Source organism: Streptomyces nojiriensis (assembly GCF_017639205.1).
Taxonomy (GTDB): domain Bacteria; phylum Actinomycetota; class Actinomycetes; order Streptomycetales; family Streptomycetaceae; genus Streptomyces; species Streptomyces nojiriensis.
In genome coordinates, this window is sequence record NZ_CP071139.1 from 7645685 (window position 1) to 7662605 (window position 16921).

The window sequence follows — 16921 nt, forward strand, 5'->3', positions numbered from 1 at the left end:
GCCTGGACGCGCCCGAACGGCGCCTGAACGCGCCGCACCCCCCCGCGAAGAGCCCGTCCGCACTCCCAGGAGACACCACCACCATGAGCCCCACCGAGACCACCCCCGTGCCCCTGCGCATCGCGCACCAGGCCGGGCTCACACCCGAGGCCACCGCGGTCCGCGCACCCGAAGGGGAGATGACGTACCGCCGGCTCGACCGGCGGGCCCGCGCGGTGGCCGAGGAACTGCGCGCCGCGGGCGCCGGGCCGGAGGACACCGTGCTCCTGGGGGTGCGCCGGGGCGCCCACTGGGCGGTGGGGCTGCTGGGCATCTGGTACGCGGGCGCGGCCCCCCTCCTGGTGGACCTCGACGCCCCCGACGAGCGGCTGCGCACCCTGCTGCGGGCCGCCGGGACCCGGCACGCGGTCGCGCAGGACACCTACGCGGCGGCGATGCTGCAACGCCGCACCGGGAGCGAGCTGTTCTGGGCCTCCACCACGACGGCCGCCCCCACCTCGGCGGCCCGGCCCGCCGACATCGCCCCCGGCTCCCTGGCCTACGTGCTCTTCACCTCCGGCTCCACCGGGCAGCCCAAGCCCGTGGCGGTCGGTCACGCCGGACTCGCCGCACAGGTCGCCACCCTGGCCGGACGCTACGGGCTGACCGCCGAGGACGCGGTCCTGCAGTTCGCGGCCCCCGCCTTCGACGTCAGCCTGGAGGAGGCCCTGCCCACCTGGTGCACGGGCGGCACGGCCGTCTTCGTCAAGGACAACGTCCTCTCGCCCGCCGAACTGGAGCCGTTCCTCGCCGAGGAGCGGATCAGCGTCGTCAACCTGCCCACCCCGTACTGGTCGCAGTGGGCCAAGGACCTGGAGCGCGCCCCGCGGCCGCTGCCGTCCGCACTGCGCCGCGTGGTGATCGGCAGCGACGCGGGCCGCACCGCGGACCTGACGCGCTGGGCGGCCGCCGGCCACCCCCCGGTGATCAGCTGCTACGGCCTCACCGAGTCCACGATCACCGCCACCTCCTACGAGCCGGGACCGGCCGAACTGGCCGGCTTCGCGGGCGACGAGCTGATCCCGCTCGGCGAACCGCTGGCGGGCGTACGCGCCTACGTCCTCGACGAGGAGCTGCGCGAGGCACCCCCCGGCGCCGCGGGCGAGCTGTACCTGGCGGGCTCCTGCCTGGCACGCGGCTACCACGGCCGGCCGGGGCCGACCTCCGAGCGGTTCGTCGCCGACCCCTTCGCCGGCGCCCCGGGCGAGCGCATGTACCGCACGGGCGACCGCGTCACCCGTGCGCCCGGCGGCCCGCTCGTCTTCCTCGGGCGCGCCGACGACCAGGTCAAGATCCGCGGCCACCGGGTCGAACTCAAGGAGGTGGAGGCGGCCGTGTCCGCCCACCCCGATGTCGTCGACGTGGTCGCCCGCGCCGTCCCGGCGGACGGCGGACCGCAGCTGGCCGCCTGGGCCGCCGTCACCCCCGGCAGCCCCCTGACCCCGGACGCCCTGCGCCGGCACCTTCTGGCCAAGGTGCCCGGGTACCTCGTACCGGCCGTGGTGACACTGATGGACAGGCTGCCGCGGACCCCGGGCGGCAAGCTCGACCCCAGGGCGCTGCCCGCGCCCGCCCCCCGATGAACCAGCAGCCCGCGGACCCGGTCCGCGACCAGACAAGGAACGCACCCGTGTCCGTCACCACCGAAGAGTCCGCCGAGTCCGTGCAGGCCGTGCAGCGCCGCCGGCGCAGGGACTTCCGGCTCTTCATGTCCTCGCACATCTGCAACGAGCTGGGCGGCAGCATCACGTACGTGGCCCTGCCGCTGATGGCGGTGCTCACCCTCGACGCCTCGGCGATGCAGGCCGGTCTGCTGTCCGCAGCGGAACACGCGGCGTTCCTGCTGCTGGGCCTGCCCGCCGGGGCCTGGGTGGACCGGATGCGCAAGCGCCGCGTGATGATGGCCGCCGACCTGGCGCGCGCCGTCCTGCTGACGGCGCTGCCCGTGGCCTACCTGCTGGACCTGCACTCGATGCCGCTGCTGTACGCGGTCGCCCTGCTGCTCGGCTGCGCCCGGCTGTTCGGTGACGTGGCCGATCAGAGCTACCTGCCGACCCTCATCGGCAAGGACACCCTGATCGCGGGCAACTCGAAGCTGGAGACCGTGCGTTCGGGTGCCGAGTTCGCGGGCCCCGGCATCGCCGGCTTCCTGGTGCAACTGCTCGGCGCGGCCGGGACGCTGGCCGGGCAGGCGGTCACCTCACTGGTGTCCGTGATCCTGCTGGGGGGGATCGGGGCCCGGGAGGAGAAGCCGGAGCCCGCTCCGCGCCGGCACCTGCTGCGCGACATCCGCGAAGGGCTGGGCTACGTCCTGAGCCACCGGATCCTGCGGCTCATCGCCCTGAACACGGCGGCCGTGAACCTGTTCCTCAGCGCGGTGATGGCCCTCGAGGTGCTCTTCCTGACCCGCACCGTGGGGCTGCCGCCCGCGGCCATCGGCTGGGTGCTGACGACGGCCACGATCGGCTCGGTGCTCGCGGCCACCGCCGCGGACCGGGTGACCCGCGCCGTCGGAGCGGCCCGGCTCACGTGGCTGTCCCTGCTGGTGACCATGCCCTTCGGGCTGCTGCTCCCGCTCGCCGGCAACGACTGGCGGATCGGCCTGTTCGTGCTCGGGTCGCTCGTCCAGTCGGCCGGTGTCACCCTGTACAACATCTGCCAGGTCACCTACCGGCAGACGGTCTGCCCGCCGCACCTGCTCGGCCGGATGACCGCCACGATGCGCTTCCTGGTGTGGGGCGTACTGCCCCTGAGCGGCCTGCTGGCGGGACTCCTCGGTGAACTGCTGGGCGTGCGCGACGCCCTGTGGCTGTGCGCCGCCGCCCTGTCGGCGGCCCCGCTGGTCCTGCTCTGCTCCCCGCTGCGGCGGATGCGGGAGTTCGAGGACGCCGCCCCGGAGGCCGAGGCCGGTGCCACGGCCGCGCGCCCGGCTCAGTAGCCCATCCGGAAGGCGATGTGGGTGAGCTGGGTCCGGTTCACCGCGCCGGTCTTGCTGCGCAGCCGGCGCAGATAGGTGTCGACCGTGTGCGGGCTCAGCCCCATCCGGCAGGCGATCATCCGGTACGTGTCCCCCTGCGCGAGGTAGGCGAGGACTTCCTGCTCGCGGGGGGTCAGGGCGGGCAGTTCCGGTGCGCGGGCGGTGAGCGTGGTGTGCAGCATGTGGGGCTCCGGATTCCGGATCGAAGGTGAAGGGGAGCGGCGGGGTTCGGCACCCCCGGTGACGGTGCGATCACGCGCAGCGTGATCGCACCGTTTCGGACGCCCGGGGCCTGAAGTGGCCGGACACCCGCTGCTGTTCGTCGGGTACAGCCTTTCGCCCTGCATATCCTGGCGCCAGGGGGCGGGCACCTCACCAAAGTGCCTGGCAGTAAAGCGACCAGGGGTAAAAAAGGCAAAGTGGGGCAATGCAGACATCTGACGTGGTGCCGGATCCGAACAGCGCTGATGTTGACATCGATGTCTACGGTTGGGTGCTCGAGCACCGCACGGTGGACGTGGACGCGGTGGCCGCGGGGACGGGGCGTGACGCGGACGAGGTCCGGCGCAGCGTGGCACGCCTGCGCGCCTCGCGCCTGCTGCACGTGAGCCCGATCGACCCGTCGGTGGCCTTCGCGGTGGCCCCGGACACGGCCGCCGAGCAGCTCGTCGCGCCCCTGGAGGCGCAGATCCGCGAGCAGCAGCGGGAGATCAGCGGGATCCGCGAGGACCTGGGGCGCTTCCTGCCGCACTATCTGGGCCGCCGCTCCACGGGGGAGTCGCTGGAGGTCCTGGAGAGCCTGGAGGACGTGCGCGGGGCGCTCAACCGGGCCTCCCTCAACTGCACGACCGAGATGCTCAGCTCGCAGCCCGGGGGCGGCAGCCGGGTGCCGGAGGCCATGCAGGAGGCGCTGCGGCGGGACGAGACGATGCTCCAGCGGGGGATCTCGATCCGGACCCTCTACCACCACACCGCCCGCTTCAACGGACCGAGCCAGGCCTACGTCGCGGCCGCCTCCGCACTGGGGGCGCAGTACCGCACCGCGCACGAACTGTTCGGCCGGCTCATCGCCTTCGACCGGGAACTGGCCTTCGTACCCGTCTCCGACGGCAGCTGGGGCGCCGTGGTCATACGCGAGCCGTCGACCGTCGCGTACCTGTGCAACATCTTCGACCAGACCTGGGACCTGGCCTCGCCGTTCTCGGCCGCGGCGGGCCAGGGGCTCGAAGAGGTGGCCCGCGAGATCCACGAGACGATCATCCGGCTGCTCGCGGCCGGGCTGAAGGACGAGGCCATCGCGCGGCGCCTGGGCATGTCGCTGCGCACGGCCCGGCGGCACATCGCCGACATCATGCAGGAGCTGGGTGCGGGCAGCCGTTTCCAGGCCGGTGTGGCCGCCGCCGCGCGCGGCCTGCTGGACCTGGAGGCGGAGGCGGACGGCGAGCCTATACAGCCTTCCTGACCTAGTGTCACGTGATCTCGTGTCTGTCGCGGTCGGCGGGCGTGTCGCATGCTGCTGAGATGGGAGCTGTGGAGCCGCCGAACAAGAGGGGCACGTGATGGACATGCCGGAGGAAGCCTGTGAGCAGGAGGCCCCGCACCTGCGGGAGATCGTCCTGTTCCTCTCGGTCCACCTGGACCGGGCGCCGGGTGTGCTGTGGCCCGAGTACGACAACCCGGCGTTCGGCGACCCCGACGACGCCGATGGCGCGGGGGCCGGCGCGGCGGGTGACGGTGTGTGCCCGGCCCAGGCGGACCGGTTCACCGCCGAACTGGCCTCCCTGACCGGCCTGTCCGTCCGGCTGGACCGGGTGGAGACGGCCGGGTCCGCGCCGGGCGTCGGCGTGGACGCAGTCTGGAACGGGCAGCCCGGGGACCGGGAGCACCTGCTGATCCACCAGATCGCCGGCGCCGTGACCTGGCAGCTGACCGGGACCGGCGAGTGCGGCCGGCCGGAGTCCTTCCAGTGCCGGCTGCTGCCCGGCGAGCTGCTGTACGTACCGGCCCGGTGGTCGCGCAGGTGCGTCGGTGCGCCGCAGGCGCAGTACGCCGTCATCTCCCTTTGCAGTACGGGCGACTGACGGCGCGCCGGACGGGAAAGGGGGGAGGGAGGATCGCGGTGCGATCCTCCCTCCCCCCTTTCCGGCGGCCCTTGCGGGCCGGCGTGATCAGCCGCCCCAGGAGCTGTCGTTGATGTCGCGCAGTCGGCCGCTCGTCGTGGTGCCGACCGTCACCACCCGGCCGCCGGGCGTCACGATCTGACGCGGCGTCTGGGTGGTGGTGCCGCCCTCGCCCCCGGTGGTGGTCGTCACGGTGGTCGCGGCCGGGGTGTCGTCGGCGGCCTGAGCGACGCCGGCGGCGGGCAGCAGCAGGGCGGACGCGGCCACGGACAGGGCGATGACGTAACGCTTGAGCATGGGATCCCCAGGAGTACGAGCGGTCTGGTGTGCGCGGACCACTTTGTGGGCCGTCCGCGCCGGTCGGTGCAGGACCAACCTTGCCGTGCCCGGGGCACTTCGTTGATCGATCGGACTGTTCATCAAGCTGCCTGGCGCGATGGTGAGGGGCCGCAAATCCCATTGAATCTCACCTATTCGGTCAGGATGCCCGCTCCTACGGCGGCCGGAGGGCCCTGCTCACGCCCGACCGGTGCGTCCGCGGGCCCCGCCGGGCCCCGGGCGTCGAGCTCCCGCCACACCGGGAAGAGGCGCAGGGCCTCCTTGATGCCGGCGGAGGTGCCGCGCAGCAGCTCGGCGACCGTGGTGTCCGCGGCCACCGTCAGCCGCAGCGGCAGGACCTTGGAGAACATGCCGGGCGTCCGGCGGGCGTCCGGGGTGGTGCGGCCGGTGACCGGCAGGCCCAGGACCACGTCCTCGGTGGCGCCCGCGCGGTGCAGGTGGGCGGCGGCCGCGGCCATCACCAGCGCCGACCAGCGCGTGCCGTGCCGGCACACGTCACCGGTCGCCAGGTCCGTCGGCCGGGCCGGCTCGGCGCGCATCAGCCGATCGGACTCGGCGTCCGGGTCCGGGTGGCCGCTGACGTCGGCCGTCTCCATCCGCAGCGGCGGCGGACCCGCGGGTATCCGGCGCACCACTCCGTCCACCTCGGCGAAGCGGACGCACAGCGTCTCGGTTCCGGCCACCGTCGTGCGCACCGCCTCGGCGAGCGGCTCCGGGTCCACGGCCCCGCGGATCTCCAGCTACTCGGCGATGGTGTAGTCGAGGCGGGTGGGGTCGAGCTGCTGCGCGAACCAGACGCCGTTCTGCGGCGGGGTCGGGGGCAGCGGCCCGCGGTCGTGAGTGGCCATGCGGTGGTCGGTCTCCTCAGTCGGATCGGTCGATCAACGACGACGCGAGGCCACTGTCCGCGACGGCCGGACGGTCCCGGAAGTCCCACTAGTACGCCTCTTGACGACGCCCGATCAGCTCGGAGAAGTCTTCGGTACTGCGGTTGCGTGACAGGTGGATCCAGGTGCTGCGGTCCGCGCCGCACCCCGCGGACCCCCTGGGAGGGGACGGCGCGGGCGCGGGCTCTGACATCGATGTCGGAACGCCCGTGTCGGCGGTCTCCGGGCCGTCGGGTGCGAGCAGCCCGTGCCGGTGGGCCAGGTAGCCGAGCTGGAAGCGGCTCGTCGCGCCGAGCTGGCGCATGATGGCGGACACGTGGCGCTGGCAGGTGCGCACCGAGATGCCGAGGGCGCGGGCCGTGGCGCGGTCGTCGTCGCCCTGCATCAGGTGCTGCAGCACGGATCGTTTCGCCTGGTCCGCGACGTCCTGGATGAAGGCCTTCTCGCGCGGTTTGCCGATGCGTTCGCCCGTCGCCCACAGCAGGTCGAACATCTCGGCGACGAAGGCGACCAGGTCCGGGCTGCGGACGAGCAGCGCCCCGCCCGCCGTCTCCGGGAGCGGGAGGGCGAGCAGGGACCGGTCGAAGACCAGGCACCGGGCCAGGCCGCCGGAGACCGTCCGCGCCTCGGCCCCGAGCGCCGCCAGCTCCGCCTCGTACCGCACGGTCGGCGGGTCGAACCGGGCCGAGTGCTGGTAGAGCGTGCGCACGGGGACACCCCGGGAGAGCAGGTCCCGGTGCCGGGCGCGGGCGCGGCGCAGTTCGGCCTCGGGCAGGGGGCCGCCCGGCTGGGCGCAGAGCACCTCCTGCGTGCACGCGGCGGACTGCCGGTCGAGGATGCGCTGGAGTTCGGCCGCCGACTCGACCCGCTCCAGCGGCGGCCCCTCCAGGGTGCGTTGGCGTGCGGCGTGCACGATGGCCAGCTCCGCGAGCTGCCCCCGCATGCGCAGCAGGTCGAGCTGGGCCCCCTGGACGCGCTCCTCCCACTGCTTGAGCAACCGCGCGGACACGTCGGTGGGGTTGGTGGCCGCGAAGCAGTCGGGACCGATCTGCTGGACCAGGCCGCTGGAGAGGAGGGCGTCGAGGGTACGGGCCGCGGCGGCGGGCTCCCCCCGGGCGAGCACCTGGCTCCCGTGGAGGGGGCCGCGCTCCGCGAACTCCCGGTAGAGCTCCATCTCCTCGGACGTGAGCTCCCGGGGTCGGTCGCGGTCCTGCGGGCGGTTCGGCGCGCCTGGTTTCATTTCGCTGCCCTCTCGTTCGCATCCGTCGCGATCGCGATGCTAGGAGACTCCGCTCCGGCCCCGCCGCCGCAGGAACATGTATCGGACATGCTTCCTGTGTGCGGGCCTTGCGGGGAGGCCGGCGCAAGATCCTTGATCCGCGGCGGAATTCGGCGGCGGGCGCGGACCGGCGCACCGGACGGCGTGCCTCCGCCGGGATGGCCGGAACACGCAGGGCCCCGCCTGAAAGTTGCGGCAAATTCTTGCTGTCGTCTTTCCGACAGTCGGTAAGACGACGGTCGCACCCCATTGGCGGGCGGCCGCCGCCCCCTCGATGCTGGGACGGGGCGCGCCGACCGGGCATGCGCACCGGTGCAGGAAAGGCGCGAACGCATGGATCCCAGACGACCGGCGGGTCCCGCCCGCCGGGGCCGCCCGGGCCGGCCGCCGGGCTCAGCCGTCCGCCGGGTGGACCACCTCTACCCCCTGATCGCGCAGCACCTCGATCGCGGGGGAGTCGGCGGGGGCGTCCGTCACGACGAGGGCGATCTCCTCCATGGAGCAGATGCGGCCCAGTGCCGCACGGCCGATCTTGTCGGCGGTCGCCACGAGGATCACGCGCTGCGCGGAGGCGACGGCCGCCCGCTTCACCTGGACGTCGTCGAGGTTGTAGGCGGTGGCGCCCTGGACGGGGTCGACCCCGCAGCAGCCCAGGATGAACGTGTCGAAGCACAGGTCCTTGAAGGTCTGCACGGGTGCGTGGCCGTAGAAGGACAGCTCCTCGGGGCGCACCTGCCCGCCGGGCATCACCAGTTGGATGCCGGGGAACGCGGACAGGGTGAAGGCCGCGTGCAGTGACAGGGGTGCGACGGTGAGCTGGCGGTCCGCCATGGCCTTGGCGATGGCCACGGCGGTCGTGCCCGTGTCCAGCGCGACGGTCTCGCCGTCGGTGAGCAGTTCGACCACGGCCCGGGCGAGCCGCTCCTTCGCCTGCGCTCCGGACATGGCCCGGATCGCGTAGGGGGGCTCGACGCCGCCGGGCAGGCTGCTCACCGCGCCGCCGCGCACGCGGCGCAGCGCGCCCCGGGACTCCAGTACCTCCAGGTCCCGGCGGATGGTCATCTCGGACGCCCCGGTGGCCTGGGCCAGCTCGGCCACCGTCGCGCGGTTCTGCTGCATGAGCAGTCCCACGACGAACTTGTGCCTCTCCATCACGTTCATGTGTCTGCTTTTAGCACAGATGGCGGCCGAGAGCCGCCTGGATGTGCGTTTCGAACATTCAAACTGTTGAAACGAACATCCACGATGTGTAGCGTGAGTGGAGTAGTGGGAACTTCCTGCTGTTGTGAACGTTGATCGTGTTCATTCGGACGTGACCGATGAGGAGAGCCATGACCGCCACCCGTGAGGCCGACCTGCCAGAAGGAGGGAAGCCCCTCCTCACCACCGTCGCGATCGTCGCCTCGTGCCTGGCGTTCGTGGTGATCGGCGCCCTCCAGGCGCTCTACGGTCCGGCGATCCCGGCCCTTCGCGACGAGTTCGGCATCAGCCCGGCCGTGGCCGGGCTCAGCCTCAGCGCCCACTTCGTCGGCGCCCTCCTCGGGGTGCTGATCTACCACCTCCTGCGGGGCCGCCTGAACAACCGGGTGCTGCTCGGCGGCTCCTACGTGCTGATGGCCGTCGGCGCCGCCGCCTTCGCCTTCTCCCCGAGCTGGCCCCTCGCCCTCGCCGGCACGTTCGTCATCGGCCTGGGCTTCGGCGGCATCGACTACGGCCTCAACCAGCTCTTCGCCGTCGGCTTCGGCCACCGCAGCACCGCCATGCTCAACCTGCTGAACGGGCACTTCGGCATCGGCGCGATCGCCGGCCCCGCCCTGATCGGCTGGCTCGGAGCGGACAGCTACCCGGAGATCTTCATCGGCACCGGCGTGATCAGCCTGCTGATCCTCGTCACCCTCGGCGGGGTGGCCGCCCGGGAGCCCGCCCCCGTCCCCGCGGAGGGCGCCCCGACGGGAGGCGCCCGGGTGCTTCCGATCATCGGGGTGTTCATCGGCGTCTACGTCCTGCACGTCGCCATCGAGACCGGCGTCGGCGGCTGGGAGCCCACCCACCTGGAAGCCGTCGGGTACGGCGCCGCCACCGCTGCGACCGCGACCTCCGCCTACTGGGCCGCCATGACCCTCGGCCGCTTCGTCGCCGCACCGATCAGCCTGCGCTGGTCCGCGCCGTCGATCCTCCTCGTCTGCTGCGTCGGCATGGCCGGCTTCCTCCTCCTGGCGACGGTCCCGGCGCTCGCCCCCTACGCGTACTTCGGCGTCGGCCTGATGATCGCGCCGATCTTCCCGACCTGCCTGCCCTGGCTGAACCGCGCCGTGCCCGGCGTGGGCGCCGCCGGCGCCTATGTGATCGCCGCCTCGATGATCGGCGGTGTGGCGTTCCCGCCGCTGCTCGGCGCCGTCATCGACACGATGGAGGTGAAGACGGTGCCGCTGCTGCTCTTCCTGCTCGCCGTCGTCTGCGGCGTGCTGAGCCTGTGGCTGCGCCGCAACGCCCCCGACCCCGGTGGTGTGTCCGGCCCGCGCGACTCCGGGCGTACGGACGCCGTCACCACCCCCTGAACCCGTAGAACGTGAGGAACCGAAGGATGAAAGCCGTCCTCTTCGACATGTTCGGTGTCATCGCCCGTGTCCAGTCGCCCGAGTCCATGGCCGTCCTGGAACGCACGGCCGGCGCCGACCCCGACCGCTTCTGGGCGGCGTACTGGTCCGAGCGGCCCCCCTACGACCGAGGCGAGGTCACCGGGCCCGGCTACTGGCAGGCGGTCTTCGCCCACCTCGGCATCTCGCCCGACCGGCGGCTGACCGAGGAGCTGACCGCCGCCGACCTGCGCAGCTGGAGCGAGATCGACCGGCGCATGGTGGACCTGCTCGGCCGCCTCGCCGACCAGGGGCTCGTGCTGGGCCTCCTCTCCAACATCCCCGAGGACCTGGCCGCCCGGTACGAGGCCACCCAGCCGTGGCTGGAGCGGTTCGCGGTCCGCGGTCTCTCCTGCCGGATCGGCAGCGCCAAGCCCGAACCCGCCGCCTACGAGTGGTGCGTCCGCGAGCTCGGACTGCCGCCCGAGGAGATCCTGTTCGTCGACGACCGGGCCGAGAACGTGGACGCGGCGCGCCGACTCGGGCTGCAGGGACACGTGTTCACCTCGGAGGAAGAGCTGCGCGTCGCGCTGGAGGCGGCGTTGACGTGACGGCCCCCGCACAGCTCTACGCCCTGTGCGCCGCCGCGCACGGCGGCTTCCCACCGCCGCGCCGCGAGACCGAGACCGGCCGGGGCCTCGCCGGCGCGATGCTGCTCCAGGGCGCGCTGGCCGGCCGGCTGGACCTGCACGGCGACCGGGTGCGGCCGACCGGGCGGGGCCGCCGCGGCGACCCGGCGCTGGACGCCTTCCTGGCGCACGTCGAGACCTCCCCCCGTGACCGGGCCCCGTCCGACTGGGTGGAGCGCCTGGGGCCCGCGGCGCTCGCCGCCCCACGCCCCGGACTGCTCCCGGGCAGCGCCGAACCGCCCCGCGGACGGGCCGGGATCCGGCCCGCCGAGGCGCTGCGCCGGGTGCGGAGGTCGGTGGCGGAGCCCGACCGCTCCGCCCTCCACGCGGTGGCCGCGGGCGCCCTGCTCGCGGCGTCCGGACTGCACGACCTGTGCTGGCCGGGCCTCTCCCGGGACGAGGCGTCCCGGGAGACCCTGCGGGCCGTGGCCGCACTGGGGTCCGCGGGGCTGCCCGTCGCGCGCGCCGCGACCGCCGTGTCCCATTCCCTGAGCGGCTCCGCCGGCGCTCTCGCCTTTCCGGGCTAGGGAAACCGGATCGCAAAGGGAGTAAAGAGATTTACATCTCCAAAAGGCCACTTGTCAGGCCGAGTTGGAATGTGATCAGATGAAAGAGAAGGCGCTGCCGCGAGATCCCTGTCTCCAACGGGTGAAGTATCCGGGCCGCCCCCCACCGGCATCAAGCCGCTGTATCCGAATTCTTTCCATTGGACGTGAGTTGCAATTCAGCCGTCCATTTTCTCCGTGATGACGTCTCGAACGACCCGTGTGAGAGGGACCGATGGAAACCAAGGACGTTACCGACCACATCTATTACCCCGTCAGCGACTACAAGATGGCGCGGGGTGAGGGTGTCTACCTCTACGACGAGGACGGCAAGAGCTACCTCGACTGCGCGTCGGCCACCTTCAACCTGAGCCTGGGATACTCCCACCCGGCCGTCGTCGCCGCGATGAAGGACCAGCTCGACAAGGTGGTCCACATCACCTCCTCCTACCAGAGCGATCCGGTCAACGGCCTGGTCCGGCGGCTGGTCGAGGTCTCCCCGGACAACCTGACGAAGGTGCACCCCAAGGTCTCCGGCGGCTCCGCCGCCAACGAGGGCGCCATCAAGATGGCCCAGATGGCCACCGGCAAGTCCGAGGTCATCACGCTGTTCCGCAGCCACGTGGGACAGACGATGATGATGACGTCGATGTCCGGAAACGCGTTCCGCCGCGAGCCGTTCCCCAACCTCTTCCCCGGCAGCCTCCAGGTTCCCGACCCGTACTGCTTCCGCTGCTTCTACGGGCAGAAGGAGGGCTCCTGCGGGATGATGTGCGTGGACCGGCTGGAGGACTTCGTCGACTACGCCAGCTCCGGCCGGGTCGCCGCCGTACTCATCGAGCCGATCTCCGGAAACGGCGGCAACATCGTCCCGCCGGACGGCTACATGCAGAAACTGCGCGCCTTCTGCGACGAGCAGAACATCGCCCTCATATTCGACGAGATCCAGACGGGCATCGGCCGCACCGGCCATATGTTCGCGGCCCAGTACTTCGACGTCGAACCCGACGCCATCACCACCGCCAAGGGCCTCGGCGGATCGGGCGCGCAGGTCGCCGCCATCATCACCAACGAGCGGCTCGCCGGCCTCCCCGCGAACCACCACTCCTTCACCTACGGCGCGAACCTGCTGGCCGCCGCCGCGGCCAACGCCACCCTCGACATCGTGCGGCAGCCCGAATTCCTGGCGAACGTCACCCGCACCGGCGACTACATCATGCAGCGCCTCGACGACATGAAGCGCCGCTACCCGCAGATCGTCGACGTCCGCGGCGTCGGACTGATGATCGGCTTCGAGATCGCCGAAGCCGACGGCAAGCCCGCCGTGAAGCTCACCAACCACCTGGCCACCAAGGCCATGGACCACGGCCTGATCCTGCGCACCTCGCGCTACGGCTACGGCAACGTCCTCAAGATCCGCCCGCCGCTGATCCTCACCATGGACCAGGCCGAGGAGATCTGCGACAAGCTCGAGAACCTCTTCCTCGCGGAGCTGGCCCGATGACCGCCGACAACCCGATGAAACGCCTGCTCACCTCCCTCGGACAGCACGTCCGCGCCGAACTCCTCGCCTACGAGGCCACCGGCCGCGAGCGCAGCGTCCACGGCGACTCGCCCGGCGGCGACGCCCAGTTCGACGTCGACGAGGTGGCCGAGAAGGCCGTCCTGGACTACCTGCGCGAACACGCCCACGTCCCCGCCGCCCTCTACACCGAGGACGGCTCCTACGTGGAGCTCGCCCCCGAGCCGCAGGTCCTCCTCGTCGTCGACCCGATCGACGGCACCCGACCCACCTCGGCCGGCCTCGAAATGGGCATGGTGTCCATCGCGGCCGCCCCCTACGGCGACGGCAAGCCCACCCTCGCCGACGTCGACGCCGCCTGCCTGGTCGAGATCAAGAGCGGCGCATGGCTCTACGGCGACGACACCGACGGCCTCGACAGCGGCGGATTCGCCACCCCGGTCCCGCGGCTGAGCCACAACACCGACCCGACCCACATGTTCTGGTCGATCGAGTTCAACGGCCACCCGATGGACCTGATGACCCAGGCGTACGGCCACCTCGTGGACAGCTCGGCCAACACCGGCGGCATCTTCGTCTTCAACAGCAGCACCTTCTCCATCTCCCGCATCATCACCGGCCAGCTCGACGCCTACGTCGACATCGGCAACCGCGTGCTGCGCGACCACCCGGACACGGAAGAGGCGTTCCTGCGGGTCGGCCGCGGCTCGATCCTGCACCTCTTCCCCTACGACATCGCCGCCGTCGTCTACCTCGCCCGGCAGGCCGGCGTCGTCATCACGGACGCCTACGGCGACGACCTCGGCAGCACCTCCCTGGTCGACCTCGGACCGATGAACCAGAAGTCCTGCATCGCCGCCGCCACCCCCGAACTCCACAAGCAGCTCCTCGACACCATCCGCTGGGACCTGGGCCGCGCCGCCGCCGCGCCCGTGAGGGAGGAATCATGAAGGCCCTGACGCTCACCGCCGACCGCACGCTCGCCCTCGTCGACCACCCCAAGCCGGAGCCGCTGGCCGCGGACGACATCGTCATCCGCGTCACCCAGAGCGGCATCTGCGGGACCGACCGCAGCGTCCTCGTCGGCAAGTTCCCCGCCGAGACCGGTGTCGTCATGGGCCACGAGGCCGTCGGCGTCGTCGACTCCACCGGCCCGGGCGTCACCCGCTTCGCCGTCGGCGACCGGGTCATCGTGAACCCCACCCTGTACTGCGGAAACTGCCCCACCTGCCTCGAAGGCCACTGGAACTTCTGCGGCCGCAAGGCCGGGACCGAGGTCGGCCTGGACTACGACGGCTCCTTCGCCGAGTTCATCCGCCTCCCCGAGCTCTTCTGCCACGCGATCCCCGAGGACATGGACTTCGACCGCGCCGTCGTCGTCGAACCGCTCGCCTGCGCACTCAACAACATCGAGGCCGGCCGCCTGGCCGCCGGCGAGACCGCCGTCGTCGTCGGCGGCGGCCCCATGGGCGTGGTCACCGCCATGGCCGCCCAGCGCTACGGCGCCACGGTCCTCCTCGTCGAACCCGACCCGGTACGCGGCCGGCTCGGCCAGGAGATCTTCGACGCCCCCGAGTTCGGCGGCCGCGTCACCGTCCACACCCCGGACGACCCCGCCCTCACCGGACGCGGCGACCTCGTCGTCGACTCCGTGGGCAACCTCCTGGAGCAGAGCATCGGCTACGCCGCCGTGCGCGGCCGCGTCGTCGTCATGGGCTTCAACAGCAACGCCTCCGCCACCGTCCGGCCGCTCACCCTGCTCCAGCGCGGCCTGCAGATCATCGGCGCCGGCGACTACAACAGCATGATCTTCCCCAAGGCCGTCGAGCTCGCCCGGCAGCTGCCGCTGGAGCGCGTGGTCACCCACCGCTTCGCCCTCGCCGACCACGAGGAGGCGTTCAAGGCCCTCGCCGCCGTCCCCGGCGCCGAGTACACCGCCCTGAAGGTCGTCCTCGTACCCCCGCACGACGGAGCGGCCGCATGAGCCCCGCCCCGCGCACCGCACTCGCCGGAGCGCTCGTGCCCGGCACCACCCGGCCCGTCGTCGTCGGCGAGTACCCGTACTACCGGGCCGCCCCCGCCAACTGGGCCGCCGACCTGCGCGAACTGCGGGCCCTCGGGGTGGACGTCGTCTCCTGCTACCTCCCGTGGCGCTTCCACGAGACGGGTACGCAGGAGGGCGACCGCTCCTTCGACTTCATCGGGAAGACCGACCCGCAGCGCGACGTCGTCGGACTGCTGGAGCTGGCCGCAGCCGCCGGGCTCGGCGTCCTCCTCAAGCCCGGACCCTTCATCCACGCCGAGGTCCAGCTCGGGGGGCTGCCCGACCGCCTGTGCGGCCCCGGACACACCCCCTACCAGGGGCTGGACGGCACCGTCCTGACCTCCCAGGGCAAGCCGCTGCCCAGCTTCCTCGACCCGGCCGTCCAGGCCGAGACCGAGATCTGGCTGAAGGCCGTCGCCGAGGAGGTCGTCGCCGGAGCCGCCGCCCCCCACGGCCCGGTCGTCGCCCTCCAGCTCGGCAACGAGGGCACCTGCGGCGACGCCCACCTCCCCGTGGACGCCCAGGACGCCTCGCCCGCCGCCCGCCGGGCCTTCGCCCGCTGGCTGACCGGACGCGGCCTGACCGACGAGGCCGCCCTCGCCACCGAGGACGTCAACCGGTGGACCAGCGCCACGCGACAGCAGTGGTCCCGCTGGTCCGGGCACGCCATCGTCGGCCTGTGGGACCGGATCTCCGCGCTCTTCCCCGAAGGCCCGGCCCGGCTGGCCAACGTCCCCCTGACCGCGGTCACCGCACCGCGCGCCGCCCTCGACGCCTGGGCCGCCCGGCAGCGCGCCGTCCAGGGCTCCGGGTACTTCGTCGGCCACACCGAATGGATCGGCAACACGGCCCGGGAGACCGCCGCCTTCGGCTCCCACCTGGCCGGGATCCTCCTCGGCGGCACCGACGTGGTCGAGGCGAACTGGGGGTTCACCTGGACCGACGAAACCTTCGCCCGGCCGGCGACCCCCGTCTTCAACACCCTGCTGGCCCTCCTGCTCGGCTCCACCACCGTCAGCGTCTACACCGCCTGCGCCACGGAGAACTGGGGCCCGCTGGTCGACATGGACCCCGACGGGCTGCGCGCCGAAGGGGTGGATCCCGCCCTGCACGCACCGCCGTACACCCCCGGCGCACCGCTCGCCGAGGGCGGTGCCCACCAGGCCAACGCCCAGGGCCTGCGGCTGCTCGCCGCGTTCCTCGAACGCCACGGCGACCTGCTGTCCGGTTCCGTCCTGGACCGCGACGCGGTGGTCCTCGTCGACCGGGCCCTGCCGGAGGCCGGCGCCTGGCAGCGCACCGGCCGCACCGTCCTCGCGGAACTCGCCGACGCCGTGCACAGCCAACTGGCCGACTCCGGACGCCTGATCGGGCTCGGCTGGCTCGACGAGCAGCCGGCCCCCGCCGCCGACGGCACCCCCGTCCCCGTCGCCGTGCTGCGGGCCGGGCACGGTGACGGCGACGGCCCCGGCGAGCTGACGCTCCCGGCCGGCGAGCCCGCGGACGGCGCGGCCGCCGCGTTCCTCGCCGCGTTCGCCGCCGCGCTCCCGGCCCCGGCCGGCCCCCGCTGGACCACGGCGCACGGCAGGGCCCGCGTCCTGAGCCGGTCCGGCCCCGACGGCGTCCGCGTCATCGGCGCCTTCAACCCCACCGACGCCGACGACCGGGTCACCGGCACCGGCGGCGGCTGGACGCTGGACCTGCCCGCCGGCTCCGCCGCGGTCCTCGTCACCCGCGACGGCGCACTCGTGGGATGGCTCGCCACCCCCGAGGAGCCGTCCGGCACCCCCGTCGCCCTCACCTGGGACGGCGGAAAGCCCGACGCGACACGCGTCCGGGCCTCCTGAGCCCCGGGCGGCGGGGAAGCGTACCTGACAGCGCGCCCCCCGCCGCCCGGCCCCGCC

General features: G+C 72.7%; 16 protein-coding genes. 11 read left to right on the top strand and 5 right to left on the bottom strand.

Annotated elements, in window-relative coordinates:
* Positions 1–83 precede the first annotated feature (83 nt).
* Both JYK04_RS35205 and JYK04_RS35210 read left to right on the top strand, forming a co-directional pair.
* The gene (locus JYK04_RS35205; protein WP_189741788.1) at positions 84–1622 is read left to right on the top strand and encodes an amino acid adenylation domain-containing protein; all 1539 of its coding nucleotides are present in this window, start codon (positions 84–86) and stop codon (positions 1620–1622) included.
* A 47-nt stretch (positions 1623–1669) separates the two neighbouring features.
* Complete coding sequence (locus tag JYK04_RS35210; protein ID WP_202185941.1) at positions 1670–2977, top strand: MFS transporter; 1308 nt, start codon at positions 1670–1672, stop codon at positions 2975–2977.
* Here the strand turns inward: JYK04_RS35210 and JYK04_RS35215 are convergent.
* Positions 2971–3198 (bottom strand): response regulator transcription factor, encoded by a 228-nt coding sequence (locus JYK04_RS35215; protein WP_030716619.1) that lies wholly within the window; start codon positions 3196–3198, stop codon positions 2971–2973. The two genes, JYK04_RS35210 and JYK04_RS35215, sit on opposite strands and share 7 nt — an antisense overlap.
* A 245-nt stretch (positions 3199–3443) precedes the next feature.
* Here JYK04_RS35215 and JYK04_RS35220 point away from each other — a divergent pair, with 245 nt between their 5' ends.
* Both JYK04_RS35220 and JYK04_RS35225 read left to right on the top strand, forming a co-directional pair.
* Positions 3444–4478, top strand: coding sequence for a helix-turn-helix transcriptional regulator (locus JYK04_RS35220; protein ID WP_189741782.1), 1035 nt, complete (start codon positions 3444–3446; stop codon positions 4476–4478).
* A 97-nt stretch (positions 4479–4575) separates the two neighbouring features.
* On the top strand, positions 4576–5097 hold the full coding sequence (locus JYK04_RS35225) for a hypothetical protein (RefSeq protein WP_189741779.1): 522 nt from the start codon (positions 4576–4578) through the stop codon (positions 5095–5097).
* Positions 5098–5184: 87 nt separating this feature from the next.
* Here the strand turns inward: JYK04_RS35225 and JYK04_RS35230 are convergent, their stop codons facing one another.
* The 4 genes from JYK04_RS35230 to JYK04_RS35245 all read right to left on the bottom strand — a co-directional run bounded on the left by JYK04_RS35230 (position 5185) and on the right by JYK04_RS35245 (position 8802).
* Positions 5185–5433, bottom strand: a complete 249-nt coding sequence (locus JYK04_RS35230) for a hypothetical protein (protein WP_189741777.1) — start codon at positions 5431–5433, stop codon at positions 5185–5187.
* Between the two features lie 173 nt (positions 5434–5606).
* Complete coding sequence (locus JYK04_RS35235) at positions 5607–6197, bottom strand: condensation domain-containing protein (RefSeq protein ID WP_189741775.1); 591 nt, start codon at positions 6195–6197, stop codon at positions 5607–5609.
* A gap of 214 nt (positions 6198–6411) precedes the next feature.
* On the bottom strand, positions 6412–7602 hold the full coding sequence (locus JYK04_RS35240) for a helix-turn-helix transcriptional regulator (RefSeq protein WP_189741772.1): 1191 nt from the start codon (positions 7600–7602) through the stop codon (positions 6412–6414).
* Positions 7603–8034: 432 nt separating this feature from the next.
* A complete protein-coding gene (locus JYK04_RS35245; RefSeq protein ID WP_189741770.1) occupies positions 8035–8802 on the bottom strand; it encodes a DeoR/GlpR family DNA-binding transcription regulator in 768 nt (255 codons plus the stop codon).
* 170 nt (positions 8803–8972) lie between these two features.
* On the opposite strand from JYK04_RS35245, the gene JYK04_RS35250 reads away from it, so the two are divergent.
* The 7 genes from JYK04_RS35250 (at position 8973) to JYK04_RS35280 (ending at position 16864) form a co-directional block, all read left to right on the top strand.
* On the top strand, positions 8973–10199 hold the full coding sequence (locus JYK04_RS35250; protein WP_189741767.1) for an MFS transporter: 1227 nt from the start codon (positions 8973–8975) through the stop codon (positions 10197–10199).
* Positions 10200–10225: 26 nt separating this feature from the next.
* Positions 10226–10828, top strand: coding sequence for an HAD family hydrolase (locus JYK04_RS35255; RefSeq protein WP_189741763.1), 603 nt, complete (start codon positions 10226–10228; stop codon positions 10826–10828).
* The gene (locus JYK04_RS35260) at positions 10825–11433 is read left to right on the top strand and encodes a GPP34 family phosphoprotein (RefSeq protein WP_189741760.1); all 609 of its coding nucleotides are present in this window, start codon (positions 10825–10827) and stop codon (positions 11431–11433) included. The genes JYK04_RS35255 and JYK04_RS35260 overlap by 4 nt, the downstream gene beginning before the upstream one ends.
* Before the next feature lie 253 nt (positions 11434–11686).
* Complete coding sequence (locus JYK04_RS35265; RefSeq protein WP_189741757.1) at positions 11687–12955, top strand: aspartate aminotransferase family protein; 1269 nt, start codon at positions 11687–11689, stop codon at positions 12953–12955.
* A complete protein-coding gene (locus JYK04_RS35270) occupies positions 12952–13923 on the top strand; it encodes an inositol monophosphatase family protein (protein WP_229876038.1) in 972 nt (323 codons plus the stop codon). Before JYK04_RS35265 ends, JYK04_RS35270 begins: the two co-directional genes overlap by 4 nt.
* Positions 13920–14957 (top strand): zinc-dependent alcohol dehydrogenase, encoded by a 1038-nt coding sequence (locus tag JYK04_RS35275; RefSeq protein ID WP_189741754.1) that lies wholly within the window; start codon positions 13920–13922, stop codon positions 14955–14957. Before JYK04_RS35270 ends, JYK04_RS35275 begins: the two co-directional genes overlap by 4 nt.
* Positions 14954–16864 (top strand): beta-galactosidase, encoded by a 1911-nt coding sequence (locus JYK04_RS35280; protein ID WP_189741750.1) that lies wholly within the window; start codon positions 14954–14956, stop codon positions 16862–16864. The genes JYK04_RS35275 and JYK04_RS35280 overlap by 4 nt, the downstream gene beginning before the upstream one ends.
* Positions 16865–16921 lie beyond the last annotated feature (57 nt).